At 43.4% G+C, this 26,908-nt stretch carries 24 protein-coding genes; 8 read left to right on the top strand and 16 right to left on the bottom strand.

Going from position 1 to position 26,908, the window contains the following annotated elements:
- Nucleotides 1-114: 114 nt before the first annotated feature.
- On the bottom strand, nucleotides 115-7,356 hold the full coding sequence (gene sov, locus COR50_RS09050) for a T9SS outer membrane translocon Sov/SprA (RefSeq protein ID WP_098193689.1): 7,242 nt from the start codon (nucleotides 7,354-7,356) through the stop codon (nucleotides 115-117).
- Between the two features lie 47 nt (nucleotides 7,357-7,403).
- Nucleotides 7,404-8,030, bottom strand: coding sequence for a Holliday junction branch migration protein RuvA (gene ruvA, locus COR50_RS09045; protein ID WP_232516322.1), 627 nt, complete (start codon nucleotides 8,028-8,030; stop codon nucleotides 7,404-7,406).
- Between the two features lie 148 nt (nucleotides 8,031-8,178).
- Between ruvA and COR50_RS09040 the strand changes: the two genes are divergently transcribed.
- Nucleotides 8,179-9,183: a beta-ketoacyl-ACP synthase III gene (locus COR50_RS09040; protein ID WP_098193688.1), complete on the top strand. Its 1,005-nt coding sequence runs from the start codon at nucleotides 8,179-8,181 to the stop codon at nucleotides 9,181-9,183.
- A 66-nt stretch (nucleotides 9,184-9,249) separates the two neighbouring features.
- Here the strand turns inward: COR50_RS09040 and COR50_RS09035 are convergent, their stop codons facing one another.
- The gene (locus tag COR50_RS09035; protein WP_098193687.1) at nucleotides 9,250-9,522 is read right to left on the bottom strand and encodes a hypothetical protein; all 273 of its coding nucleotides are present in this window, start codon (nucleotides 9,520-9,522) and stop codon (nucleotides 9,250-9,252) included.
- A gap of 547 nt (nucleotides 9,523-10,069) precedes the next feature.
- On the opposite strand from COR50_RS09035, the gene COR50_RS09030 reads away from it, so the two are divergent.
- Nucleotides 10,070-11,410 carry a TIGR00341 family protein gene (locus COR50_RS09030; protein ID WP_098193686.1) on the top strand — a complete coding sequence of 447 codons (1,341 nt, stop codon included), beginning with the start codon at nucleotides 10,070-10,072 and terminating at the stop codon, nucleotides 11,408-11,410.
- Between the two features lie 78 nt (nucleotides 11,411-11,488).
- On the opposite strand, the gene COR50_RS09025 is transcribed toward COR50_RS09030, so the two are convergent.
- Nucleotides 11,489-12,184: an NUDIX hydrolase gene (locus tag COR50_RS09025; protein ID WP_098193685.1), complete on the bottom strand. Its 696-nt coding sequence runs from the start codon at nucleotides 12,182-12,184 to the stop codon at nucleotides 11,489-11,491.
- Nucleotides 12,185-12,250: 66 nt separating this feature from the next.
- On the bottom strand, nucleotides 12,251-12,748 hold the full coding sequence (locus COR50_RS09020) for a DinB family protein (RefSeq protein ID WP_098193684.1): 498 nt from the start codon (nucleotides 12,746-12,748) through the stop codon (nucleotides 12,251-12,253).
- A 110-nt stretch (nucleotides 12,749-12,858) separates the two neighbouring features.
- Here COR50_RS09020 and COR50_RS09015 point away from each other — a divergent pair, with 110 nt between their 5' ends.
- Together COR50_RS09015 and COR50_RS09010 are read left to right on the top strand one after the other, a co-directional pair.
- Nucleotides 12,859-14,079, top strand: a complete 1,221-nt coding sequence (locus COR50_RS09015) for a trans-sulfuration enzyme family protein (RefSeq protein WP_098193683.1) — start codon at nucleotides 12,859-12,861, stop codon at nucleotides 14,077-14,079.
- A gap of 5 nt (nucleotides 14,080-14,084) precedes the next feature.
- A complete protein-coding gene (locus COR50_RS09010; RefSeq protein ID WP_098193682.1) occupies nucleotides 14,085-14,543 on the top strand; it encodes a GNAT family N-acetyltransferase in 459 nt (152 codons plus the stop codon).
- A gap of 59 nt (nucleotides 14,544-14,602) precedes the next feature.
- On the opposite strand, the gene COR50_RS09005 is transcribed toward COR50_RS09010, so the two are convergent.
- Together COR50_RS09005 and mqnB are read right to left on the bottom strand one after the other, a co-directional pair.
- On the bottom strand, nucleotides 14,603-15,394 hold the full coding sequence (locus tag COR50_RS09005; protein WP_098193681.1) for a 1,4-dihydroxy-6-naphthoate synthase: 792 nt from the start codon (nucleotides 15,392-15,394) through the stop codon (nucleotides 14,603-14,605).
- Between the two features lie 44 nt (nucleotides 15,395-15,438).
- Nucleotides 15,439-16,116: a futalosine hydrolase gene (gene mqnB, locus COR50_RS09000; protein ID WP_098193680.1), complete on the bottom strand. Its 678-nt coding sequence runs from the start codon at nucleotides 16,114-16,116 to the stop codon at nucleotides 15,439-15,441.
- 125 nt (nucleotides 16,117-16,241) lie between these two features.
- Here mqnB and COR50_RS08995 point away from each other — a divergent pair, with 125 nt between their 5' ends.
- The 4 genes from COR50_RS08995 to COR50_RS08980 all read left to right on the top strand — a co-directional run bounded on the left by COR50_RS08995 (nucleotide 16,242) and on the right by COR50_RS08980 (nucleotide 18,928).
- Entirely contained in the window at nucleotides 16,242-16,655 is a 414-nt protein-coding gene (locus COR50_RS08995; protein ID WP_098193679.1) for a 6-pyruvoyl trahydropterin synthase family protein, read from the top strand.
- A 66-nt stretch (nucleotides 16,656-16,721) separates the two neighbouring features.
- Complete coding sequence (gene folE, locus COR50_RS08990) at nucleotides 16,722-17,318, top strand: GTP cyclohydrolase I FolE (RefSeq protein WP_098193678.1); 597 nt, start codon at nucleotides 16,722-16,724, stop codon at nucleotides 17,316-17,318.
- Nucleotides 17,319-17,529: 211 nt separating this feature from the next.
- On the top strand, nucleotides 17,530-18,420 hold the full coding sequence (gene fabD, locus COR50_RS08985) for an ACP S-malonyltransferase (RefSeq protein WP_098193677.1): 891 nt from the start codon (nucleotides 17,530-17,532) through the stop codon (nucleotides 18,418-18,420).
- 88 nt (nucleotides 18,421-18,508) lie between these two features.
- On the top strand, nucleotides 18,509-18,928 hold the full coding sequence (locus COR50_RS08980) for a hypothetical protein (RefSeq protein ID WP_098193676.1): 420 nt from the start codon (nucleotides 18,509-18,511) through the stop codon (nucleotides 18,926-18,928).
- An 8-nt stretch (nucleotides 18,929-18,936) separates the two neighbouring features.
- Here COR50_RS08980 and COR50_RS08975 read toward each other — a convergent pair whose 3' ends face one another.
- The 9 genes from COR50_RS08975 to COR50_RS08935 all read right to left on the bottom strand — a co-directional run bounded on the left by COR50_RS08975 (nucleotide 18,937) and on the right by COR50_RS08935 (nucleotide 26,768).
- A complete protein-coding gene (locus COR50_RS08975; RefSeq protein ID WP_098193675.1) occupies nucleotides 18,937-20,265 on the bottom strand; it encodes a cryptochrome/photolyase family protein in 1,329 nt (442 codons plus the stop codon).
- A 17-nt stretch (nucleotides 20,266-20,282) separates the two neighbouring features.
- Nucleotides 20,283-21,113, bottom strand: coding sequence for an aminotransferase class IV (locus COR50_RS08970; RefSeq protein WP_098193674.1), 831 nt, complete (start codon nucleotides 21,111-21,113; stop codon nucleotides 20,283-20,285).
- A gap of 66 nt (nucleotides 21,114-21,179) precedes the next feature.
- The gene (locus tag COR50_RS08965) at nucleotides 21,180-21,836 is read right to left on the bottom strand and encodes a 3-oxoacid CoA-transferase subunit B (protein WP_098193673.1); all 657 of its coding nucleotides are present in this window, start codon (nucleotides 21,834-21,836) and stop codon (nucleotides 21,180-21,182) included.
- A 4-nt stretch (nucleotides 21,837-21,840) separates the two neighbouring features.
- Entirely contained in the window at nucleotides 21,841-22,533 is a 693-nt protein-coding gene (locus tag COR50_RS08960; RefSeq protein ID WP_098193672.1) for a CoA transferase subunit A, read from the bottom strand.
- 162 nt (nucleotides 22,534-22,695) lie between these two features.
- Complete coding sequence (locus COR50_RS08955) at nucleotides 22,696-23,343, bottom strand: DUF4296 domain-containing protein (protein ID WP_098193671.1); 648 nt, start codon at nucleotides 23,341-23,343, stop codon at nucleotides 22,696-22,698.
- 51 nt (nucleotides 23,344-23,394) lie between these two features.
- Nucleotides 23,395-24,348 carry a type IX secretion system protein PorD gene (gene porD, locus COR50_RS08950; RefSeq protein WP_232516321.1) on the bottom strand — a complete coding sequence of 318 codons (954 nt, stop codon included), beginning with the start codon at nucleotides 24,346-24,348 and terminating at the stop codon, nucleotides 23,395-23,397.
- Complete coding sequence (gene coaBC, locus COR50_RS08945) at nucleotides 24,338-25,555, bottom strand: bifunctional phosphopantothenoylcysteine decarboxylase/phosphopantothenate--cysteine ligase CoaBC (RefSeq protein WP_098193669.1); 1,218 nt, start codon at nucleotides 25,553-25,555, stop codon at nucleotides 24,338-24,340. The genes porD and coaBC overlap by 11 nt, the downstream gene beginning before the upstream one ends.
- Nucleotides 25,556-25,624: 69 nt before the next feature.
- Nucleotides 25,625-25,966, bottom strand: a complete 342-nt coding sequence (locus COR50_RS08940; RefSeq protein ID WP_098193668.1) for a DNA-directed RNA polymerase subunit omega — start codon at nucleotides 25,964-25,966, stop codon at nucleotides 25,625-25,627.
- Nucleotides 25,935-26,768, bottom strand: coding sequence for an outer membrane protein assembly factor BamD (locus tag COR50_RS08935; protein ID WP_098193667.1), 834 nt, complete (start codon nucleotides 26,766-26,768; stop codon nucleotides 25,935-25,937). The genes COR50_RS08940 and COR50_RS08935 overlap by 32 nt, the downstream gene beginning before the upstream one ends.
- Nucleotides 26,769-26,908: the final 140 nt, after the last annotated feature.

Genomic DNA, 26,908 nt, shown 5'->3' with positions numbered 1-26,908 from the left:
AAAAAATCGGGATTCCTGAACCGCCAGCATTGCCAGCATTGCCAGCCCGGGGTCGCGACCCCGGGCTAACAATTCGCGGTCCCGGGCTAACAATTCGCGATCCGGGTTCGATAATTATTGCGCCAGCATGAATCGCAGCGTCAATCCACCGCGCGTCGTTGTTATTGGATAAGACGTGGATATTACAGGTATCGATTGTTTCCGTTCATAGAAAAATCTCAAATTCAGCCGGTTGTTCACCACGTAATCTATAGATGGCGATATTCCAATTACTTTTTGCCCGCTGGTCGGTATGACGATATCTGCATCCAGTTTATTATTAACCGTTTTATCGTCCCGGAAACTCATGTCGAGCCTGATATTCAGATCATTTACAGCCGATTGCCCGTTTTTCCCTAAACTGAATGGTAGTTTAAACCCTCTCAACCTGTATCCACCCCCAATGATGAACTCGTCTGAGCGGATCTCGCTCAGTTGATAATCGATCAAACTCAAACTTAAGGTGCGGCTTTTGCGGTATTCAAACTTGAGATCCAGCGTATTGGTGAAGGTCATATTCAGGCCTATCAAGGGTTCAAAACCTTCGCTGATCGTAATATTTGGAACAATGAAATAAGGGTAATAATTGCCTGAAATCGTATCCACGAATGATGGCCAACCTGCTAGGATCGGATCTTCAAAATATAGGGAGCTATTATATGAACTCATGGACAATGAATTACGATAACCGTGGGTGATCGTGAAATTCGTTAAGAAATCGCGGAATGGCGCGATCCTAGCCAAACCGTTATAGGTCACTTTCCAGTTCGGTAACGGGAAGTAATTACGGAACGGGTTGCTCTTAATCGAGGAATTATCCTGGTTCAATAAGCCAATATCTTTAGGATCTTTACCGGAATACGCTGCCAAGAATGCTGGTATCAACACATCTTGCGCATAACGGCTATACCCGTACCGGTATGTCGGATCTTTTGGATTCTGCGATGGTACAGGATTGTTGGGATCATTGTTATAAGGGTTCTCGTTTGCCAAACGTTCGGAAATGACTTGCCTGTAGGACTCGAAATCCTTGAAAGTCTTCGACATGCCTTGTTCTGCATCTATTTTATCGAAAATCGTTTTGACTGATATATATGTTATTTCGAATCCCCCTGCATCATATGGGTTTAGGTGGGTAAACCCTGTATCCCCTGCATTTTTAAATAACTCGCTATGCGTTTTTGTAAATGATTTTACCAAGTTTAAATCGATCCGCAAATCACGGGCAGGTTCAAAAAATGCCTGCACATCCAAGCGTTGCGTGAACTGTTGTTGGAATTGCAAGTTAAATGTAGAATCAGGTGTGATTAATCCCTTTTGTGCGAATCCATCTAACCATTTTTTACCGGGTTGCTGCCCGAAAACAAATCCCAAGCCAGGTTCCATAGAGGCCCAGTTCATACCTAAGGCTTTCACGCTGTCTATATATCCCGGCAGCCTGGTTCCTCCATTTTCCGTATAGTTGATTGTAACGCGTTTCAGGGAAAGGATCGGTTTTAAAAGTATCTTCAAATAAGTAGGCACACCGTCAACATCCGTATCCACCTTTACATTGGTAGTTTTACTATTATTACTTAATCCCGGTGGCGGCTGGCTGGTTTGATAACTGCTGGAGCCCAGCACCCGCCTTAAGAACTTGGATTTGTTATACAAGTCATTAAATTTCAATTCTGCTTGGAATGTTTTCTGCTGTGTATTTTCGATAGCATTTCCCAGGTACAAAGCCAAGCGGGATGCGCCGATCCAGCGATAATCCGCATTGTAAACGAATGTGGCATTCGTCCAATCTAATATCGGCAGCTTGGAAGTCGGCAAGTTATAAGTGAGCGTAGCTGTTTGATAATAATTTGTTACCCTGCCGCCTTTAAAGAAATTACTACGTACGGTATCGCGCTTTGCCCCAGTAATTCTGCCGTTCGGTTCGTCGATACGGGCATTAGTAAGCGCGTTCAATTCGAATAATAAGCTCCTGGTCAACTCCCATTTCATGCCGTAATACCTATCGAACGTAAAGTATTTATCATAGGTTTCCGGTAATTTATATTCACTATCACCGATATTCCTAACCTGCGTAACGCCGAATTGCCGGATAATATCTGCCCTGAACGATAATAACGTGGGGGCGTAATTAAAATTAAAATCACGTATCAGCGCCAACCAAGAGGTTTTGGATTTGATCATCTTCCGGAAAGGTTCGATGAAATGCGTTCGCCCGGAATAAGTATACCCTAAACCGAACCGGTGTTTCGTTAACTGGTCATTCTCGATTAAAGGGTTGTGCCTGTTAATTTGACTGAACGAATAAGAAACATCGAAGTTCTCGATATCCCATAGGTTCGTTTTCGTCTTCCCCGTGCTCATCTTCCTGACATTGGTAAAGTTCAGGCTCGTGATCGACGTAAAATCTTGCGCTTGCCTGCGGATAGAATCTTTTTCATCCTTATTCCTAGCCAGGTGCAACTTATCTTTCAGCTTGATATCTAAATCGTAAGGATCATATTCCGGCGTGCTTGTAGTTTGTGAATAACCTGCATAAACCGGGATCGTGATGCCGGCTTTTTTAGGAAGTAATTTACCGAAGTCAAGGTTGGTCGCCACATCATATTGCAGGTAATTGTCGCGGAACCTTTCATTCACCCTTTGATCAATATTACCGAAACCGGCAGTGTGCATATTTCCTGAAACCGTTAATGTACCAAGATCTGCCAACTGCATATCTAACCTTGCCAAGGCGGCATATCCACCTTTTTCGTCCAAACCTGTCAAACGCATCTCGTTAAACCACAACTCCGTACATTTCGGCATACCGTCATCCTTGGGATTTAAAACACCGATCATCACGTTACGTAGTTCCCCCAGGCTAGGGTTACCCACTACCGTGATAAAGTTATTGCCGTCTTGTTCCGTGTAAGGTGTTAATGGTGATGCGCCGGCCAAATTACGTTTCTGTTTTAATTGGCTGAATTTTTCCAACGCCACGTTCAATTCGTTCTGGCTCGGCCATATCGTCAAGGCATCGGAAGTATACCAAGGTGTTACTGTTAATGGAATTTCGTACTCGTAATAGTTATCCGTAAAATCACTTCCCAAGCGGATGATCGCATGTAACTGGCCGTCTTTCAATGAAGTTTGGCTATTTACGGCTTCCGCGTGGATAAACATTTCTAAACGGGAGAATTGCCTCAGGTCGAGCGTGCTTGATTTATACAAAGCCCTCGATTCCCCATCTTGCAGGTTGCAGACTTGCAGGGAGAGTGCCTGTTCGTTTAACAAGATATTGGTATTGTTGGCGCTCAATGTATTTTGGCGGATGATACCCGGTGGCACCACGTAAGGTACCGGCTGCCTCTTGGCATTTTCTTCGATATTTACTGCCGAAACGTTAAAAGTAGTGTTCTGATCCACCGGTGTTGGATCACCTTGTTTCAACTCGTACAAGTAACGGCGCCATTGGTTTCTTACCAACTCCAATTTCGCGAAGCGCAGTACCACGGAATCTTCAAAATCCGTTAGGAACATACGCATGAAACGGATGGATTTAAAATCCGGGATATTGCCAATCTTGCGATCGTAGTTCGAGATCGGTATTTTGAATTGATACCAAGTTTCGGTTCCCTCGCTATTATTTGGAAGTTTTACCGTTGTAACGACTTTATCTACTAAATAATTTGTCCCAACTTGCATGTTAGGCGTTAATTTCACGCGGTATTGGAAATATTCTTCCGCTTCGTTCATCGTGTTATCCCGGTTGAGATCTTCTGACTCCGGATAGTTGGTGGCTGCGGAAGAGAATTGGTCATTCCCAGTAGAAACCGGGGAGTTACCTTCAGGATTATTGATCCTTTTATAACGCTCCAGGATGGTTTTCTTCTCAGCATCATAATCGGATCCGCGGTAATAATGGTAATCATCATTCGAAGGATCTCTCAATGCCTGCTGAACTACCGGTGAACTGGATCCGAAACGCCCGATCAAGGATTGGATATAACCATCGCGATAGCTAACCTCATCTTCTGTTCTCAAACCGTCGTAACCCACATCCTGGTATTGGCGGATGTTCGGATCATTATCGAATGCTTGGGTAATTTGTTGCTGGAATTTAGGAATCCGTCCCCATTGGGATGTATCGATCTTGTTTGCTTCCTTGTTAGGATCTGGTAAGCCGTTTTCAAAAAATTTACGGGAATCTTTCAATACATCTTCCGAAACATTACCCAGGTTGATGTACAACTCACCGCCCCGGCTACTGGGATTCATGATAAAAGGATCTTGCACCCAAAACTCGATAAATTCGATGTTCGCCGTTTCAAAATCACTATTATCCAATGCCCTCATGATACCACCCCAACGTTGGCGCGGGAATCTTAACTTTCCGTTCGACAATACGCTGTCGCTATGATCGAAGTTATAGGGTCCCCTTTCAGTGGGATAATAAGCCAAGTCCAGGGTACTTAATTGGCTTTGACCGAAATCCGTGGACCTGTTCGGGAATACGTCTTTCTGGTAAACGAGGCGCACCCTTGGATCCGATTGTTCATCCGGGGTAATATTGCTAGGTAAATTGGGAGATCGCGGGATTTGCAATGTGGGTTCAATGATATACCATGCCAGCAAGGCCCTATTTTTGCCGTAGGATAGATCATTGGTTGCTTCAGCTTCCGGGAACAAAACGGCGCCATTTTCGTTGGTAGCATCTTTAGGGGTGGAAGCTAACGCCCAGCTGGTTGCGGGAAATTTCAGGTCATAACCATTGCTGGTTCCTTCAAAATCATCAATATAAACCTGTCCGGATTTACTCCCGGCAGCATTTACCAATTTACTATGGCCGGGGAACAAACGGGCTACCTCCCCGGTAAAATTTACGATGGAAGGAGTTGTGGTACTGTAATTCGGTAATTTATCGAGCCAACGTGTAAGTCGCTTCCATTCGGAATTATAGTTGATATCGAAACCGAGAACCGTATTTTTAATGGGGTCATCCCCGTAATTTACTTTCTGGTAATAAGGTCGCTCACTCAGCCTGACAACCGTTCCACCCAAGCTCAATTTTTCATTGACCAAGTAATCGAAACGCGTCCCCATATAGTTCCTTACCTGCACCCCGAAATTCGCATTATTCTCAAACGAAACGTTGACAGGTACGCCGGAACTCAATACGCCCGCATTAATAATTTTCAATTGCCCCAGGTTATAATCGATAACATAGTCAATATTTTCCCTCAGTTGCTGCCCGCCCGCCGTAACGGTTACCGATCCCGGGGGAATATTAAATCCGCCCAGCATAATTTCAGACGAGTTAGAAGATTTAAAAGAACCGCGCATAACGTAACGGTTCAACTGCGGGAACTGCTGTGCCACCACTTTAATAGAGTCGTACAGCTCGTTGTACATATATTTATTCTCCAGGACGGGATCCCCGCCAAATGCCTTTTGAACCCCTTGCGCAAAAGGTTCGAGCATCGGGAACATGACCCTACCGGTTTGAGAATTTATCGTGTAACCCTCTACATAATCAAAAACACCATCCGGTTGCGGGTCGTTTTGATTATTCAAACGATCCAGGTTGAGGATGGATATGATGGGCATACCTTCGTAAGAGCCAACGGCATCCGGGATGTAACGCTTATCGCTCGGAGCGCGCTCTTCGGACCCCGGATCTTTATACATCACATCCAGTTTAAAATCTTGGCGGTTTAATTGGTAAGCGCCCGTAGCGTAGATGTTTTTCATCATCAAGTCCCAGATGGGTAAGTTGGGTCTTGCAGAGGTAGCTTTCAATAACTTGAGGAACAATATCTTCTGGTTGGCGGCATTATTTTGATCGGGGGGCACATCTTGCGAAAATTCACCTACCTTGTACACCCTGCCGTTGTACGTATATTCATAGGCCACGGCCAATACTTCATCGGGCTGAAGCTGTTGTACCAGCGAGATGAAGCCGAGTTGCTTGTTGACAGTATATTGAGTAGAATCTAATTTCCTTGCGAAAGTTTTTTCAAAGTCCTGGACAGGTTGCAGCCCCATTGCTTGCAAGCGGCTGATCACGGTTGCGGTATTTCTTGCGCCGGCATCACCTGCTAAACGGCTGTAGAGATCATTCGAGCCATTATCAGGCAATTTTGAACCGGTTAGCGGGTTAATATTGTTATTGAACGGATCATACTCCGCAAGATCCATTAAACCAACGATATCGCGCGTATTGGTAGTTGCCCCGGTTTTATTGGTAACCCAAACTTCGATCCTCGTAATATTAGCCAATGAGCGGATAACGGGTAAATTACTCATGGAATAATTAAACGTATCCCTAAAGAACTGCCCCAGTAAGAAGTGGCGATTATCTTCATATTGATCGGCGGTGATGGCAAAAGTTTGTGTTTGCGCTCCCCCGCTAAGCGTCAGGTTTTGCTTTTGGCTTTTCTGGTTAGAGAGTACGCTAGTTACGGTTAAACGGCCGAATTGCAATTGGGTTTTAATACCGAATAATGATTGTACGCCGGAAATCAACGTAGTACGCAAAGGGAAACTCACGTTCCCCGCTTCAATCTTCTTAATTATTTCATCATCATAACCGGTATATTCCAGTTTCACCTGGTTTTCGAAATCGAAAGTGGCTTGTGTATTGTAATTTGTAGTAAGTTTTAATTTATCCCCGATCCGGCCCACGACGTTCATGTTGATATCCATGTTAAAATCGAAGCCGCCGTTTTTACGGGCCCTTTCCACGAGCACGGGGTTTTTAATATTTTGCCCTTGGTATCCAAAGGTTAAACCCAAGCTACCGGTTGGTTTAATATCTACCTTGGTCCCCCCGAAAACACGGTCAAAAACCTTCCCATCCCCTGTAAGCAGGGGAGTGTTGCCCTTTTGGTTGAGTGCGCCGATGGTGGCCGCCCTTTTTTGCCAATAATCCTTTTCGGATTGTTCGGCCTGGAGGCGGTAAAATTCACCGAAACTGAGTAGCGTTGGCTGCCTATAGTACTGGTTACCAATTCTCTCCTTAACAGTATACGTTTTAGTTACAGGATCGTATTCGACCGTTTTGGTAATAATGGAAGGATCTTTCAGATCTATTGCATTCTTCACCGGGTCTGTCACACCTGTACCTCTCCTGTCTTGGATGGGAAATTTCAAGCTATCCTTGGTAGAGTCCTTCCCGGTCGTATCCACGGTAGCTAGAAAAAAATTGGAGTCCTCACGGACCATTTCCGTTCTATTTCTATAGGTATCGATCGTTCTGTTCCTGGCCGCCGATTCAACAATAATAAAAGATACAACGCCTACTATAGCAAAAGCACCATAGTTAATCTTTTTTGCCAAGCGTAAATAGGTTTTATAGAGGTCAGTATTTAGTTTTAGTTAAAAAGTTACAAACTCTTCAGTGCTTTCTTGATTAAATCTTCCAAGTCATTCAACAATCCGGGATCCGCTTTCAACACCTTCCGTATAGCCTGTTCTGCCATGTTCCTGGCAATACCAAGAGTAACTAAGGCATTTAACGCATCTTCTTCGGTTGTATTGTTCGGGGTAGCAGATAAATGTACTGTTTCGGGTTGAACACGTTTCATCTTATCTTTTAATTCCAAAATGACCCTTTTCGCTGTTTTTGCGCCGATCCCTTTCACTCCTTCCAGCATTTTCTCGTTCTCCATTAATATAGCTCTTTGAATATCAGCTGGTTGCAAAGAAGAAAGCATCATCCTTGCCGTGCTGGCACCGATGCCGGATACGCCGATTAGGTGTAAGAACATCTGCTTTTCAGCTTCCTCAAAAAAGCCATACAATGTATGAGCATCCTCTTTAATATGTAAGTAAGTCAATAATTTGCAAGTTTCCAAATGTTGGATCTTGGAATAAGTATTTAAACTTATCTGCACTTCGTATCCCAATCCCTGGATATCGATATACACCAATGCCGGGGTTTTATAGGTAAGTTTGCCTTCGAGGTAAGCTATCATAAATCGGTTGAAATCATCTATTAATGCGGCAAACATACATAAAAAGTATGATTGAATAGCAGCTTTCCCAAGATGAATAAAATACGTTCCAACGGCAATTTAACAAATTCACCCAGGAATCATTTTAGGAATTAATGGTTTATATCGTATTTTTACGCCCATTTTAATATAACATCTTAGCTATATGAGTAAAATTACGGCCGCCATTACAGCGGTAGGTGGCTATGTTCCCGATTACGTATTGACCAATGAAATATTAACGACCATGGTGGATACTTCCGATGAATGGATTACCACTAGGACGGGTATTAAGGAAAGACGGATCTTGAAAGGTGAAAACATGGGAACATCCGAACTCTGCGTTCCCGTAGCCTTGGAAATTTGCAAGAAAAGAGGAATTGCACCTACCGATATCGATCTTTTAATCGTAGCTACCGTTACCCCGGATATGTTGTTCCCTTCCACGGCCAACGTCGTGACGGACAAAATAGGGGCTAGCAATGCTTTCGGATTCGATATCAGCGCTGCTTGTTCGGGTTTCTTGTATGCTTTGGATACCGGCGCCCGTTTTATTGAAGCTGGCCGCTATAAAAAAGTAATGGTCATAGGTGCTGATAAGATGAGCTCTATTATCGATTATTCCGACCGTACTACTTGTATCATTTTCGGTGATGGCGCAGGTGGCGTGCTGCTGGAGCCGAACGAAGAAGGATACGGCTTAGTCGATAGTGAACTTAAAAGCGATGGCCACGGCCGGGAATATTTACATATGAAAGCGGGTGGTTCTGCCAAACCAGCATCCGCTGAAACGGTAGCTAACCGGGAACATTACGTTTACCAAGAAGGTAAAATGGTGTTTAAGTATGCCGTTGCAAATATGTCTGCCGCCGCTACCGAGATCATGCGCCGCAATAATCTGACTGCCGACAATATCGCGTACCTTGTACCGCATCAAGCCAATCTCAGGATCATTAGCGCTACTGCTAACGCGATGGGTTTGACGGAAGATAAGATCATGATCAACATCCAACGCTTTGGTAATACTACTGCCGGTACGATCCCTTTATGTTTATGGGAATGGGAAAAGCAGTTGAAAAAAGGAGATAACCTAGTATTAGCTGCCTTCGGTGGTGGTTTTACCTGGGGAGCTTCTTACATCAAGTGGGCTTACGATGGGGATAAAGTTTAATAACGTGTTTTCGAAATAATTAATACTATCGAGGCTGGTTTTTAAGACCAGCCTTTTTCTTTTTCATCATGAAAACAATGGTGTTTCCCTTTCATTTACATAGCCTTCATCTTTATAAAACGCGAATAAATCCATCCCGCAAAAAGGGCAATACCGGATGTTCATAAGGGTTATATCCGTATCGGTTGCATGGTAACCTGCTGTAAAATAAAAACGGTAAACCCTGGATTTATCAAACTGCAAAACGGTATCTGCAATAACAATACGAAAGTTCAGCCCGATTTCCCTTGCAACTTCATGACGAACTTGCAGGCGGGTACAACAAAATTTTTTTTGCATGATTAAAGAAAGTATGTGAAATTAATAGTAAATGATGCCCTGCCCATTACTAGAATACCTATCAAGCATACAACTCATGTAAAATTTGGGATAATTGATAAAATTACGTGAACCGGGTACATCATTTCTCATCCTGGTTTTGAACAATTCACAAGAAATAAGTATAGGGTATTAGCAATTCGTATTTTTCCACATCAGTGTATTATTCAACTATAAACAGAAAGTTGCGCCGTTACATCGGTACATACAAGATCAACATACCTCCGTTTTCTTTCCATTTAAATTATTAGCATTCCGCACTTGGGGTCATTAATTTTATTGCCGGGTATAGCTTTCCCCAGTAGCTGTATTAAGCTTCTTACAAGAAAATTCTATTAAATTAAATCCTTACATTCCAACTAATACTTAAAAATACATCATTGGATAATGTTAGGCTATGGTTAAAAATGATTATTTCGAAACCAGTTTTTTCCGGGAGATGTAAAGAAACTTTATCTAATAAATTGGCTATAAACTACTTATATTTGAAATACCATTATTTAAATGCATGAATAGATTTTTAGTTGGTCTGCGCGACCTGTTTAACCTCCATACAGATAAAGAACGTGATGCCAAAACAATTGAAAGCATTGAAAAAAACGTCTCTTTTAAAGGTGCCAATGCCTGGATCTTGGCTTTCGCGATCCTAATTGCATCGATAGGATTAAATATTAATTCTACCGCGGTCGTGATAGGAGCCATGTTAATCTCCCCGTTAATGGGGCCGATCATGGGCGCCGGGCTTTCTTTAGGGATCAATGATTTCGAACTTTTTAAACGTTCGCTTATCAACCTGCTGTTCACGACGGTAATCAGTTTGATCACCTCTACCTTGTATTTCGTGATTACCCCGATAGATGCAGCGCAGTCAGAATTATTAGCACGCACCTTCCCTACCATCTACGATGTTTTAATCGCCTTCCTGGGAGGATTAGCCGGTATCGTGGCAGCCACCCGCATGGAAAAGGGCAATGCCATTCCCGGCGTTGCTATTGCTACCGCCTTGATGCCACCTTTATGTACGGCAGGATATGGCCTGGCAACATCGCAATGGTTGTTTTTCTTAGGTGCTTTTTACCTGTACCTGATCAATTGCGTGTTTATTTGCCTAGCCACTTTATTAATTGTTAAATACCTGAAATTCAGAAAGAAGGAATATGTTGATGAAGAACAGGGGAGAAAAGTGCGCCGTATCATCTCCATCATAGTAACGGTCATGTTGATACCCAGCATATATTTGGCTTACACGCTCGTTATCGAAAATAGGTACCGGGAAAATGCCGCCAAATACCTGGAAGAAACCTTTGAAGAAAATGATCACCCCATTTTATACAAAAAAATCAATTACCGCTCAGATCCGAAAACAATAGAAGTAGCCGTATTAAATAAAGTTTACACACCGGAAGAAATACAGGCCAACGAGAAACGTATGCTCAAATACGGTTTAAAGGGCACCAAGCTCGTCATGAGGCAAAGCGATGATACCGCTTTCGATGCAAATGCATTTAAAGCGAGTATCCTGCAAGAATTCCTCAAAAGGGATAAAACAGAACCGCTCAGCGCACAGGAACAAGCCCTCTTAAAAGTTGCTCCCGCCGCGGTTGCGAACCTTTACCCTACTAACAATATCGCCAGTGAAGCCAATGCCCTATTTTCAGAAGTTAAGCATTTATCGATCGCGGATCATATCAACTTCGGGGCAGACAGTACCATGAAACCCGATACCTTGACCGTTGTAACAGTAGGTATTGATAAACAAATGCCTAAAAAGCAGCAAGTACAGTTGGAAGCCTGGCTGCAAAAAAGGATTCAACACAAATGTGTCGTGTGGTTCCGGTTAGAACAATAGTAGGCATCATCAAGGAATTAAAAAAGGAACTTCAATTGCTGAAGTTCCTTTTTTAATGACAAATTTTCTTATATCCATTTACATCGTAAAACCGAAGCCTGTCTTCATCAGTTGCTCATACTTCGCCTCGTCAAACTTGTACAGGTGAGCTCCTTTTTTTGAAGAGCTTTTATCTTTTTCATCCAGCTTCTCCAAGATATTCATAGCTAAAATCTTTTTACGGAAGTTGCGTTTATCCAATTCCCTTTGATAGATTTCCTCGTAAAGGTTCCTTAACTGCGGCAAAGTAAATTTCTCTGGCAACAGTTCAAAACCAACCGGGTAAGTATGTGCCTTATCGCGTAACTTGTCGAGGGCATGTTGCAACATTACACTATGATCGAAGATCAATGGTGGAATTTGATGCAAACTCAACCAATGCGCACCATGGTCATTCGCCAAGATACGATCATGTTCCTTGATCCGGATCAGCGCATAATACGTAACGGAGATAACGCGGGCGCCGGTATCACGGTTCACGTCGCCGTAAGTATGCAATTGATCCATATAAATATGATCCATACCCGTAGTTTGCTTCAATACGCGGGCCGCAGCTTCATCGGTACTTTCGTTATCCTGCACAAATCCTCCAACGAGTGACCAAGCGCCAGCCATCGGGTCAACTTTACGTTTCATGATCAATAGCTTCAATTTACCATCTTCAAAACCGAAGATGATACAATCTACAGCAACGAGGTGCTTAGGGGCGTTTTCATAAAAGGAATGTATACTCATACTGCTAGGTTAATTTCCAGGATTCACAAGATAGGCTATACTTTTTAAACTTTTTTAAGAATGCTGCTATATTTTGGCCGTCCTGGCAAATAATACATAATCTGTCCCCGGAATTTTTTGTATCCCTACCTGCCGCATCATTGTGACCAATTGACCGCGATGGTATGCTCCATGACTAAAAACCTGCTGTAAAGTGGTTATTACCCCCAATTTAAAATAACGCTGCTCCCGGTCGTAATAACCATAGGTATGTTCTAATTTTGCTTGACTGGCGGCCTCAATAAAACTAACATAGCGGCCCGATTGTTCAACCCAAGCCTTTACCGCATCTTCAAAAGTGCCATCATAGCCAATTTGCGGATATATAACGGGATCTGCCAACTGTATCCTTTGATACCAAACCGATTCCCCGTTCCAAAGATGGTATACCGTGAGCCGGATCGTATCAAAACTACTTACCAGCGTTTGATCCAATTGATCTTGACTTAACTGTAGCAGCGTTTTCGCTATTCTTTGGTTAGCCCATTCGTTATGCCGGGCCTGGTTCAATAATAATTCTTTCATATAGCATGCTCATTTGAATTACTTAAAATCGTCTAAGTACTAGCAAAAATAACTATCTGCATGATTTTTTTTCGTACTTTGCCAGGTCTACTTCGTAAATACTGGATATCATGGATCATAAAATTATTACAGGGTTTAGCTCGGCGTGTATCCATGCGGGGCATAAACAAGACCCGATGTATTCGCATCTTACCCCCATTTATGCTTCTTCAACTTTCGTGTATGATACTGCCGAACAAGGGATGTTGCGCTTTGAAGGTAAAGAGGAAGGATATATTTATTCACGTTGGGGCAATCCTAACTTCACGGAGGCAGAACTGAAAATCTCTGCCTTGGAAGCTTTCGGATTGACGGGTGATAATGGCAAACCGCTCGAATTGAAAGGCATCCTGCACGCTTCGGGTATGGCGGCATTGACCACTTTATTCCTCGGGACGTTAAAAGCCGGGGATAAAATCATCACGCATTTTTCGCTATATGGCGGTACGGAAGAGCTGTTCCAGAAAATATTGCCGGGCTTGGGCATTGAAGCCGTGATCGTAGATATGCATAATCTTAAGGAAACGGAAGATGCGATCAAGGCACATCCCGATGCCAAGATGATGTACCTGGAAACACCTGCTAATCCAACCCTGCAATGTGTTGACTTGGAAGAGTTGATCAGTATTGCCAGGGAGCACAAGTTGATAACCGCTGTAGATAATACTTTTGCTACACCGTATTTACAGCAACCTTTCGCTTTCGGCGCCGATTTCGTATTCCATTCCACAACGAAATACCTGAACGGTCATGGTACGGCTATCGGCGGCATCATAATAGGGAAAGATATCCAGTTGATGGAAGGGAAGATGATGAAAACTCACCGTCTACTTGGCGGTAATAGCAATCCTTTCGATGCATACCTATTAACGCAAGGCATTAAAACCCTCGAAGTGCGTATGGAAAGACATTGTCATAACGCGATGGAAGTCGCCAATTTCCTGGAATCGCACCCGGCGGTAAGCAAGGTAAATTACCTCGGTTTATCTTCCCACCCCGATTTCGCTATTGCTTCCAAGCAGATGAAACATCCGGGGGCAATGATGAGCTTCGAATTAAAAGGGGGACTAGAAGCGGGAAAACAATTTATCAACAGGCTAAAAATGTGCACGAAGGCCGTTTCACTGGGAACCTGTGATACACTCGTAAGCCATCCTGCCTCGATGACCCATTACGGCGTTCCTAAAGCTACCCGCGAACAATACGGCATCACGGACGGCTTAATCCGCATGAGCGTTGGCATGGAATCGATTACTGATATTATTAATGATTTAGATCAAGCATTGCAATAATTGATATGGGAAATGAAAATATTCAAATCCGCCGGGCTGTAAAGGAAGATTGCCCCAGGCTGATGGAACTAGTACAGGAACTGGCTGATTACGAGAAAGCGCCGGGTGAAGTTACCGTGAAGCTTTCGCATTTTGAAGAAGCGGGTTTTGGAGAACATCCCGTTTGGTGGGCGTTCGTGGCCGAAGCCCGGGGACAAGTAATCGGCTTCGCGCTTTACTACATCCGTTTTTCAACATGGAAAGGCAGTAGGATGTACTTGGAAGATATTATCGTTACCGAGAAATGGCGAGGAAATGGGGTAGGAAAATTATTGTTCGATCAATTAATTATCGAAGCTAAAGAAAAACATCTCAGCGGAATCTCTTGGCAAGTACTGGAATGGAATCAACCTGCTATAAATTTTTATAAAAAATACAAGGCTAGCTTCGATCCGGAATGGGTCAATTGCTCGATTCAATTGTAAAGTACCGGCAGCTTGCCCAAGTATACCCTGGCAAGCTGCCGGTACCTTTCTTTATAATGCTATGGAACTAATGCTTGCTGCAAGCGTGCAACCGCCCGTCGACCTTCTTCCCCTAAATCCAAGCTGAATTTATTGACATACAGATCAATATGTTGCCGCATCACCCCCTCTTCCATCTCCTGCGCGTGCGATTTCACGTATCCCGATAATACCGGGTATGATTCGTAAGCTTTCTGAAGGCTGCGGTGAATCAATTGATCTATTTTTGCCTTGGTATCCGCCGGCAAAGATTTCTTAATGAAAATTCCACCTAAAGGGATCGGGTGGCCGGTGGTTTTCTCCCAAAAATCGCCCAGGTCAACAATTTTCACTAAACCCTTTTGTTGATAAGTAAACCTATTTTCATGAATGATAACACCGGCAACTACTTCCCCGCTCAATACGGCCTGTTCTATTTCAGAGAATAACATTACCTTTTTATGCTTGGCTTGCGGGTACGCGATGGAAAATAGCAAGTTGGCCGTCGTATTCTCACCGGGGATAGCGATAAGCCCATCCGTGATTTGTTGTTCTGCCAGGGGGCCTTTCGCTATTAGCAAAGGGCCACATCCCCTACCTAATGCACTACCGCTGTTCAACAGTTCATATTGATCAGCCACCTTCAAACCCATGGCAAAACTGAGCTTGGTAATATCTAGTTTACCTTGCGCGGCCCATTGGTTCAAAGTTTCCACGTCTTCCAAGCTGGTTTCAAAGCTAAAATCCTGTTGTTCAACCTGTTGATTCACCAGGGCATCAAAAATGAACGTATCATTTGGGCAAGGAGAAAAACCTAAAGTCAATTGCTGCATCCTATCTACTATTTTTAATATCGTAATTACAAATTTGCAAGATTTCAGGATAACCTTAAATTATCCAGCATATTTACCAGCTCGTGGTTAAGATTCTTGATAGCCAGGGCGATCTTCCACTTGCTTTTGTCCCTCACCTCCACATAATTAGAAATGCTGCGCAATTGCAGGTATGGAACATTTTCCAGGTTACAAACATAGTGCAAAGCGGCGCCTTCCATGCTTTCAATATCCGGGGCATATACATTCGTCAACCTCTCAATCGTTGATTTTGAACCACTTACAAGATTTACAGTAACGCCCTTCGCCTGGCGGAATTGTGGGAAGAAGTTATTGGAAGTATTTACAATCGCGTTACCGGTAAAAGGGGCCTCATTCTCCTTCATCAAGCCGATATCAAACATATCCCTAATAACATCATTATCCTCGGCACCTAAATCACCCAAATGTTCTACCGTAACTTGCACGACCTCCCCCAATTCCCAAGATTTGTGAAAGCAACCCGCGATACCGGCCTGGATAACGAAACCCGGCTTTTCTACCGCGAATTTCTTCCCCAGTTGGTAGGCTGTGCTCATCATCCCGATGCCCGTTACTTGTACTTCTAGTTGATGACCCTTATATGAAAAAAGCTTATTATCAAGCTTTTGCGCCACTTCTTCTAGGTGTAACAGGAAAGGTTGTATTTCCAGGATGGTTGCAGCCGTCAGCAAAATTTTCATGTTGTAAACTTACGCAATGTAGGTGATTGGAATGCCTGTAGATTGTAAAACATTCAATAAGAAAGGCTCAAAAACTGGACTAGTCAAATAGATGCCGTATTTTTGCGAAAATTTTGAGTTAAACAATGATTTATTTAACACGCGTGGAGCATTTTAATGCCGCCCACAAGTTGAGTAATCCTTCTTGGAGCAAAGAGGAAAATCAGAATGTCTTCGGAAAATGTGCCAACGAAAATTGGCATGGTCATAATTACGAGCTGCATGTTACCGTGAAAGGGGAACCCCATCCTGAAACCGGCTTCGTTTTCAATGCTAAAACATTGGGAACCCTTATTAACGATGTGATCATCGAAAAGGTGGATCACCGCAACTTGAATGTAGACGTAGACTTCATGGCCGGAAAATTCACTTCCGCCGAAAACTTTGCTATCGCGATATGGGAGCAACTGGAAAAGCATTTGCCCGCAGGAGCCACATTGCATTGCATCAAACTATTCGAAACTCCTAAGATTTACGTGGAATACTTCGGCGGTAAATAAAACCTTTAGGGGCGCTTGCACGTAGATGAATAGGACTTGTTTATTGGATGAACAAAAATTACCGTGATGGCATATAAGAAAATTGAATCATACGACGAGGCAGTCACCGGCGGCTTAATGGAAAGTTACCGTAAAAGTATCGAGTTACTGGGTGAAAACCCGGATCGTGAAGGCTTGGAGAAGACCCCTGAAAGGGTAGCAAAAGCAATGCAGTTCCTAACGCAAGGGTATCAACAGGATGCCCGCGCCATCTTGAACTCGGCCAAGTTCAAGGAGTCCTATAGCGAGATGGTAATCGTGAAAGATATCGAGCTTTATTCCTTGTGCGAACATCATATGTTGCCATTTTTTGGTAAGGCACACGTAGCTTACATCCCCAACGGCCATATTACGGGCTTGAGCAAAATTGCCCGCGTAGTAGATGTTTATGCCCGTAGGTTACAGGTGCAGGAAAGGATGACGCATGAAATTTTGGAAGCTATCCAGGAGTCATTACAACCCCAGGGAGTAGCCGTGGTTATAGAAGCGCAACACCTCTGCATGATGATGCGCGGTGTTCAAAAACAAAACTCCGTTACCACCACTTCCGCCTTCTCCGGCCAATTTGAAGATGGTAGAACGCGCGAAGAATTTTTGAAACTGATCCGTAACAAGTTAAGTTGACTGTAAAAAAATATTGATGAAAGGCAGCCTGCAATCCGGGTTGCCTTTTTCTTTTAAGTAAACAAACATATAATATTTTATAATTCATTTTCCCGTTTTCATCCGAATTTGCTGGTTTAACCAGGACAATTATATTTGCAGTTTAATTTTGAATGCATTAAAACAATAGTTAATAGGAATTAACTATTGAATATAAACCAATAAGAACGCTATGAAGCATGCATATGTATTTCCCGGGCAGGGTTCACAATTCCCTGGTATGGGTAAAAACCTGTATGAGACAAACGAATCTGCCAAATCTTTATTCGAAAAAGCCAATGAAATATTAGGCTTCCGTATCTCGGATATCATGTTTACCGGGACAGATGAGGATTTGAAACAAACGAAAGTAACACAGCCCGCGGTTTTTTTGCATGCTGTAATTGCTTTCTTATCCTTACCCGGCGCTCAACCGGAAATGGTAGCAGGTCATTCCCTAGGTGAATTTTCAGCCCTGGTCGCGAATAAAACCCTCGGTTTTGAAGACGCGCTGAAACTAGTGGCCATCCGCGCAAACGCCATGCAGAAGGCATGCGAGTTAAATCCTTCAACTATGGCTGCTATCCTAGGTTTAGCTGATGAAAAGGTCGAGGAAATTTGTGCGGGCATCACGGATGAAATTGTTGTTCCGGCGAATTATAATTGCCCCGGGCAATTGGTAATTTCCGGTTCAAACGCGGGTATCGATATCGCTTGCGAACAAATGAAGGCTGCCGGCGCGAAACGCGCGCTCAAACTGCCGGTAGGCGGAGCTTTTCACAGCCCGTTAATGGAGCCTGCACGCGCAGAATTACAAGCTGCCATTGAAGCCACGGCATTTAATACGCCGATCTGCCCCGTTTACCAAAACGTGGTAGCAAAAGCTATTACAGATCCTGCCGAGATTAAAGCCAACTTGATCGCACAATTAACCGGACCCGTAAGATGGACCCAATCAGTTCAAGCCATGATTGCCGATGGCGCAACTCAATTTACTGAGGTAGGTCCAGGCAAAGTATTACAAGGATTAGTAAATAAGATTGATAAATCCGTTGCTACCGATGGTTTCACGGGAGATCTTTAATAAAAGATAATGGAAAGGCAGGAGAAATCCTGCCTTTTTAATGTAACAAATTCTATAAATTCACGTTTATCTTAGTAAACCTCCTTCTATGTTATCCTTGAAAAGAATTATTCCCATATTTCTTATAATAACATTACTCGTTGCCTGTGGCAAGAAGGAGGAAGGGTTACAACCACCTCGATTCGTTTATGTCGAATCTACCCTTCAGCTTGATACGATGATATTTCAAGATCCCAATCCTTTCGTACCGGTGAACGGGGAAAAACCGTTTTTATTATATTCAGCGCCGGGATTAAATTCCGGCACCCCGTTTGTGCCGAGGGGATATCTTTACAAGTTGGTAGATAGCAGCATTACGATGAGAATGTTGGGTGGCGGCGAAGATGATCCGCAAACTTATTATTTCGCCACAGATTCGGCAGCAACTACTATTATTATTCAAAACTATTACGATCGTCCCGAACTGAATACCCAGTTCTTGGAGTTCAACAAAATTTCTTTGAAGTAACGTGCCCTTTATTGATCTTCATTTAGTGCTTTCTTGTATACCTCCAAAGCACGTTTCCTGGCAAAATCATGCGCTACGATAGGCTGTGGATAATCAAAGCTATCTAACTCCGGTACCCATTTCTTGACATATTCCAACTTGGGATCGAATTTTTGCGTCTGCAATGCCGGGTTAAACACCCTGAAATAAGGCGCTGCATCGCATCCGCTGCCCGCGGCCCATTGCCAACCGCCATTGTTTGCAGCCAGGTCATAGTCCATCAATTTTTCAGCGAAATATGCCTCTCCCCATCGCCAGTCAATCAATAAGTGCTTACTCAAAAAACTGGCTACAATCATTCTTACACGGTTGTGCATATAGCCCGTAGTATTCAACTCGCGCATACCTGCATCAACAATCGGGTAACCTGTTTGCCCTGTTTTCCAAGCATCGAATTCTTTTTCATTATTGCGCCAAGGAATATGATCGTATGCTGGCTTAAATGCATGACCTACAACATGGGGAAAATGCCATAAAATCATTTGATAAAAATCGCGCCATATCAACTCGTTGAGATAAGTTTCGTTGTCCCTTAGGGCTTCCCGCGCTAAAGCACGGATGCTGATCGTTCCAAACCTCAAGTGTAGGCTTAAACGGCTAGTTCCGGCAATTGCTGGAGTATCGCGGGTTTTATCATAATTTTTAATTATTGCAGAAGGGATTTTCGGCCATTCAAATTTATAAGCATCGCTATTAAATCCTAGCTTTTGCAAACCCGGGATTGCTAACGCTTCCTGTTGATAAAAATGGGTAAAGTAGCTACTTGTTGGATAAGATTTTATATAAAAGTCGTTCAGCCCTGCCTTCCATTTTTTACTGTAAGGTGTAAATACTGTATAAGGCCTTCCATCATCTTTCAATATTTCCTCTTTTTCAAAGATGACCTGGTCTTTCCAAGAATGGAACGCGATGCCTTTCAATGCTAACAGTTTTGCCACTTCGCTGTCGCGCTCCCGGGCGTAAGGTTCATAATCATTTGCAGTATGAACAGCAACAACCTTGTACTTGTTACTATAATGCTCGAAAGCTTCGCGGGGCGTGCCGTGAAAAACATCCAGGCTAGCGCCGTGGTTGGATAATTGTTCTTGCAACTTTAAAAGTACGGCATGTATAAACGCGACCCTTTTATCATCTTTCGATGGTAAATCATCTAAAATATTTGTATCAAAAATAAAGACCGGTTGTACAGGTATTCCTTGCTGTAGGGCATGGTATAAAGCGGCATTATCCTCCAGCCTTAAATCCCTTCGTAACCACCAAATATTTACCCTTTGCTTAGTTTGTCGAGATGAAGTCATATTATTTCAAGAATATGCTATAACAATTTTTCTTGTAAGTGTTCGTGTAATATAGCAGCCGTAGCATTTCCATAACTGCTGTCGCGGAAGCGGTCTACCCAGCGAATCCCGAATACCGCGTTGCTTAAAAAAATTTCATCCGCATTTTCAAGATCTGCAACTGCTAATGGTTTTTCAACCATTTCGAATGGATAATCATCATTTAATAAATGTTTCCTCATTACACCGCAAACGCCACCCTCACTGAGTGGCGGCGTATAAATGACACCTTTCTTTACAATGAATATATTCGCAATCGTAGTATCGGCCACCCTTTCATAATGGTTCAATAAAAGAGCTTCATTACATGAATGTTGCTTGGCATATTGCGAAGCTAAAATATAAGGTAGGCAGTTATTGGATTTGATATTGGCTAAACTATCAGTAGATTTATGTATGCCCGGGCAAATATCTAAAGACCAACCTATATCGTTCAATTCCAGAATGGTGGGTGAAAGTTCCCAAGATTGAATAATAAAATGAGGTGTATTTTCTTCGGAAGCATACAATCCCCCTCCTCCCCTAAATACTGTCAAACGCACTCTTGCCAAACCGGACACATCATTTATTGAACATAGTTCGGTGATCAAGTTAGCCAAATACGTCTTTGTAAAATAGGGCGGAATCTCGATATGCAATAATCCCAAGCTGGCAAATAGACGTTCGAAATGCAAGTCAGCCAATAGGATTTGTCCCTGGTAAACACGCATCGTTTCAAAACATCCATCACCATACCTAAAGGAGCGATTTTCCGCTGTCAACACTGGCTTGTCGGCCGCCAGGAAGGCTCCATTGTAACACAGTTGCATACTTAACAAGGTACGATTTTAAACAGAGCTGTACCATATAAAACAATTAACGGGGGCTAAGGTTCACTAGATCTGCATTTCCGGCACTACTGCCGGCACTACTAATTTACCCGCTGTTTTAGACTGAATCTCTTCGACGCTTACGCCGGGTGCGCGTTCGAGCAATATAAATCCATCCGGCCCCACTTCTAATACGGCTAATTCCGTTACGATTTTCTTAACGCAGCGAACGCCTGTTAAGGGCAGGGTGCAAGCGGGTAATAATTTGCTTTCGCCTTTCGGGTTGGTATGCATCATCGCAACGATGATATTTTTAGCCGAAGCCACCAAATCCATCGCGCCGCCCATTCCTTTCACCATTTTACCTGGAATTTTCCAATTGGCGATATCTCCATTATCCGAGACTTCCATCGCGCCCAATACGGTGAGGTCCACTTTCCCGGCGCGGATCATCCCGAAACTTTCGGAAGAATCGAAGAAAACGCCGCCCGGCAAAACGGTAACGGTTTCTTTTCCGGCATTAATAAGATCAGCGTCGATCTCATCTTCGGTGGGATAAGGTCCCATGCCGAGCATCCCGTTTTCAGATTGCAGCATTACCGAGATACCTTGGGGAATAAAATTGGCCACCAGTGTAGGGATACCGATGCCCAGGTTGATATACATACCATCTTTCAATTCTTGCGCGATTCTTTTTGCTATTCCAAATTTATCGAGAGCCATAGGATTACATTTTTACGGTTTTTCTTTCAATTCTTTTTTCATATGCCGCACCTTGGAAAATCCGGTGAACGTATATGCCGGGCACGTGGATTTCATCAGGATCAAGCATACCGGGCTCTACGAGTTCTTCCACTTCTACAACGGTGATGTTTCCGGCTTTGGCCATGGAAGTGCTGAAGTTCCTGGTTGTTTTTCGAAAAACTAAGTTACCCATCGTATCGCCTTTCCATGCTTTTACCAATGCAAAATCCGCATGCAATGCTAATTCCATCAGGTAATGCTTCCCGTCGAATACACGCAGCTCTTTGCCCTCGGCAACTTCTGTACCGTAACCTGCCGGTGTAAAAAAAGCAGGAATACCCATGCCCGCCATCTGTATGCGGGTGGCCAACGTTCCTTGCGGGATAAGATCTACTTCTAGCTCCCCTGACAACAATTGCTTTTCAAACGTCGCGTTTTCACCAACATAAGAAGACATCATCTTCTTTACTTGGCGAGTTTGCAACAGCAAACCCAATCCAAAATCATCGACGCCGGCATTATTTGAAATACAAGTAAGGTTCTTGACCCTTTTTCTAACCAGGGCAGCAATCAAATTTTCAGGGATACCACAGAGTCCGAAACCACCCAGCATCAAGGTTGCATTATCTTGAATATCATGGATAGCAGCATCTGCATTCGCAACTACTTTATTCATAATGGGAATTTTATTAAAAATTAGGTGCACATTTAGAACGCACCAGGTTGTTTTGGTCATCGAATTTAGGTCAAAAAGAGGACTTAACCACAAATCCACGACCGAATTTGCAGATCGAAAGATGCCTCGTAACCCGCGCGATCAAAATAAAATACTTGATCATTACTGCACCTTGATGCCCTTGGAAGAATCGGGGGAAATATGCGGCTTGGCCTTCAGGCCTTTCTTAATTGAATCCGCTTTCGCTTTTGCCATTTTCCTACTGGCAGCTACAATGGAATCACTCACCTTCTTGATCGAATCGGCCCGGTGTTGATACATAGCTTTATTTAACGAGTCCCTGTATTTATTAAAGATAGAATCGGCATTGATCTTTTCACCGTAAATATTCTTGATAGAATCCAAGCTCTTATTACGCGCGGCTTCAACCGAGTCTTGTATTTGCTTTAACCTGCGTTGTTCGAGGGTATCTGCTTCCACTTTCATCCTCTTTACCCTTGCCTCCATGCTGTCGTACATAATTTTCAACTTATCAGCATGCGATTCGTAATAACTGTAACTATCCATAAATTCCTTTACGGAGACTTTGTGCAACTGTAGTATTTGTAGATAACTTTCCTTCAATTGTTGCTCCCGGGCGGAATCTGTATGCGCTAGGAATGCATTTGGCATCTCGCGGGAGAACACGTCGGCAAAGTTCATATCCATCAGGATTTGGGTCATTTTTTCCTGTTCAATCACACCCTTCGGCACCTTGCCGGCTTCACCGCAAGCCGTTAGTATCAAGAGGAGAAAAATTATTTTACGCATAGATTTCAAAAATACTACGATCGATTCAATTTGCAGTAGATCGTACGAAATTTAATTCGTGATGATGTTATTATTCGTAGCGCTTTTCAGTGCTTGGTAACGCTGCGCATTCGGGACATCGATCGCGCTCAATATCTCCACGGCACGGGCCTTCTCTTGCGGCGGCGCTTTAGCGTAAATTTTTTGTAGTTCATCTGCTTTACTACGGAAAAACATCTGTAGTAAAATATTATTCGGATTATCGTTATACAATGCCTGCATCAGGTTTAAGCAGTTCATAATTGCGGCGCGGCCCTTTATCAAATCTTCAGACATATTGTCTAACCCCATCCGGTGATATTGGTACATCACTTCATGGAACCTGCTAAAGCGGGCATTGAGTAAGTTATCCTGCAACCAGTAGCGGTTGTTATTACCCTCAAATGCTTTCCAACCGCTAACGTCCTTCCCTTCCGGTGCATTATTGACGATATTTTGCGCTTTCCTGAAAAACACATCTCCACCGCGGGGAGAAAAGGAATCATAATCTAAACCCAGTACCAGGTATGCATAATACGCGAAAATAGCGGTTAGGTTCGATACCATCGGATCATTAGCTACCACGCGGTTATCACTAAATTCCAGCGGCTGGTATTCGATGTATTTAAAGGCAACATCGCCGTCTTGTGTATTGAGCAAACTGGTCAGGTAGCCGGAATTATATACCGGCCTGGTAGCCTGCACGGTTAGCGTGGCCTTGTATTGGTTGGAACCGAGATCTTGCGTGATATTCAGCATAAAATTGCATTCTATCTTCTCGGCCGTGGTAAACACATCATCCGACCATTTCCTGTTATTAAGAAATTCCTTTAGGGCGGCCTGTAAGGTTGTAAATATTTTTTTATCGGTGGAAGCGCTGATCTGGTTGGCCACCACGCTAACATTGGCACGGAGTTCTTGCGCTGTGCTTACGTGCGACAAGCAGCAAAACATACCGGTAAATAGGATCAAAAGTTTACGCAACATGTTGTTCATCGATTATAGTCGATACGATTTCTTGGGCAACGGCCTGTTTCGATTGCAAGGGCAGATCTATTTCCCGGCCGTCTTTCCGGATGATTGTTACCTTGTTGGTATCGTGATTAAATCCGGCACCTTCATCGCGCAAAGAATTAAGAACGATGAGGTCCAGGTTTTTATCCTTCAGCTTCTTTAACGCAAATTCCTTTTCATTATTGGTTTCCAAGGAAAACCCGATCAAGATTTGCCCTGCTTTCTTCATGCCACCCAATGTTTTAAGTATATCTTGGGTTTTCTCCATTTCTAGTTGCAAACCATCCACCGCTGCCGTTTTCTTAATCTTGTTTTCAGCTACGGTTGCGGGTCTATAATCGGCAACCGCGGCGGCCAATACGGCTATATTTACTTCATTGAAGCCCGCCATGCAAGCATCATACATTTGCGCGGCAGTCTGAACGGGAATTACTTCGATGCCAGGCATTTGCGTGGACAGCTTCGTTGGCCCCAAAACCAATTGTACTTGGGCTCCTTGCATGGCAAGCGCTTCCGCGATGGCTATTCCCATCTTCCCGCTGGAATGGTTACTGATAAACCGAACGGGATCGAGCGGCTCCATGGTCGGCCCGGCAGTAACTAGCACTTTTTTCCCGGCCAGGGCGCCGTTCCGGGCATTTGCCGCAATAAAAAAGTTGATTAAATATTGGAATATTTCTTCCGGTTCGGCCATCCTTCCTTCACCGATCAGGCCGCTGGCAAGTTCCCCTTTTGCCACGGGCAACTGGATATTTCCGTAACCCCGCAGTTTCTCCACGTTGGCAGCCGTAGCGGGATGATGCCACATATCTTCATCCATCGCCGGGGCAAACATCACCGGGCAGGTGGCGGATAGGTAAACGGCAAGTAATAAATTATCGCAAATCCCCTGTGCCATCTTGGCCAGCGTATTTGCGGAAGCAGGGGCCACCAGCATCACGTCAGCCCATCTGCCGAGCATGACATGGTTACTCCAGCTATTATTCTCACTGATGTTCAAGCCCACTTCCTGTTTAGATAGGGTGGCCATGGTAAGCGGGGTAATAAACTGTGCCGCGGCTCCGGTCATGATAACCTTCACTTCCGCGCCGGCTTTCACCAGGAGGCGCACAAGGGTAGCCGACTTGTAAGCCGCGATACTCCCCGATACAGCTAAAATAATTTTCTTTCCCTGTAACATAATAAAATAAAAGCGGCAGAATAGTTCTGCCGCTATGAAGTTAATATATTTATTATTTAGTCCAGGTAATTAACTGAACAAGTCGTCATCATTTTTACGGAAATAAATCTTGTTATCCAGGAATTCGTGTGTAGCCTGGATAGCGGAGTTAGCCATTCTTTCGTAGAAACGGGAGATTTCGATCTGCTCCTTGTTCTCATGTACTTCTTCCAAGTTATCAGTATGGCTGGCGAACTCTTCCAATTTAGAATGCAATTCTTCCTTCACGGAAATATTGATCTGGTTAGCCCTTTTCGCGATAATGGCAATAGACTCGTACAAGTTACCGGTTCTATTTTTAATATCGGTCGTATTGCGTGTTTCAACCCAAGGGTTCAAACTACTGGTTAGAGATCTCTTTATTTTGCTCATTTTCGAGGGATTTAATGTTATTTACTGCTAAGTTATAATATTTTTCTGCATCATTCTTCAGCGAACTTTGCGGGTAGCGATCCAAGAACTCCTTGTATTCGCTCACGACCCGGTCGTACCTTTCGTGCTGCTTGGTAAAGATGCTATTTTTCGCGTATAAATAGTAAGCCTTGATAGCCAAGTATTTATATTGATCACTTTTTTCAGAATCGGGATAGTTGCGCATCAAGTTTGTGAAAGCAACCCCTGCCGCCTTGTAATGACCGATGTTGTAATACAGCTCGCAGGCATTGAACTCTTTCAGTTCCAGCTTTTTACGGAGCATTTCAATAACCAGGCTCGCTTCGGCAGACTTATCCGAGTTGGGATAAGTGTCGATGAAAGTCTGCATGGCAGCGATGGCCTTAATGGTGTTCGTTTGATCCAAAGAGGCTTTGGGTGACAATTTATAATAACTATACGCTTGCATATAATCAATTTCCATGGCCCTGGGGCTGCTTGGAAAAGCTTCCAAATAGTTTTTGAAATGGAAGGTTGCCTGCATATAATCTTTCAGGTAATAAGAGCAATACGCGTAATTATAATATAATTGCTCGAATTTATCCGTCCCTTTAAATACCGGGATGAGCTCATCATACAATGTCTGAGCCATATTGTACTTTTTCTTTTCGTACATTTTATTGGCATAGGCCAATTTCTGCTCTACATTGTTTGTCTTTTCAATCTTCCGCAACTCCTTGTTGCAAGCTGTTGTACTAAAAACTATTGCCGCTAGGCATCCTATAATGAGAATATTCCGCATAAAAAGAATCGCAAAGTTACGAATTAAATGTAAATATAAGCCAGTAGACCATTAGCAGTCGTTAAAATTTTGCAAAAACGCCTTGAAACTCAATGTTTCGCCCCTTGAAATAAACCCGTGATAGGCGGTAACTAATAAGG

This window comes from Chitinophaga caeni (assembly GCF_002557795.1).
GTDB classification, from domain to species: Bacteria; Bacteroidota; Bacteroidia; order Chitinophagales; family Chitinophagaceae; genus Chitinophaga; species Chitinophaga caeni.
The sequence above is the reverse complement of the archived record's forward strand: the minus strand, read 5'-3'. Positions and strand labels throughout refer to the sequence as shown.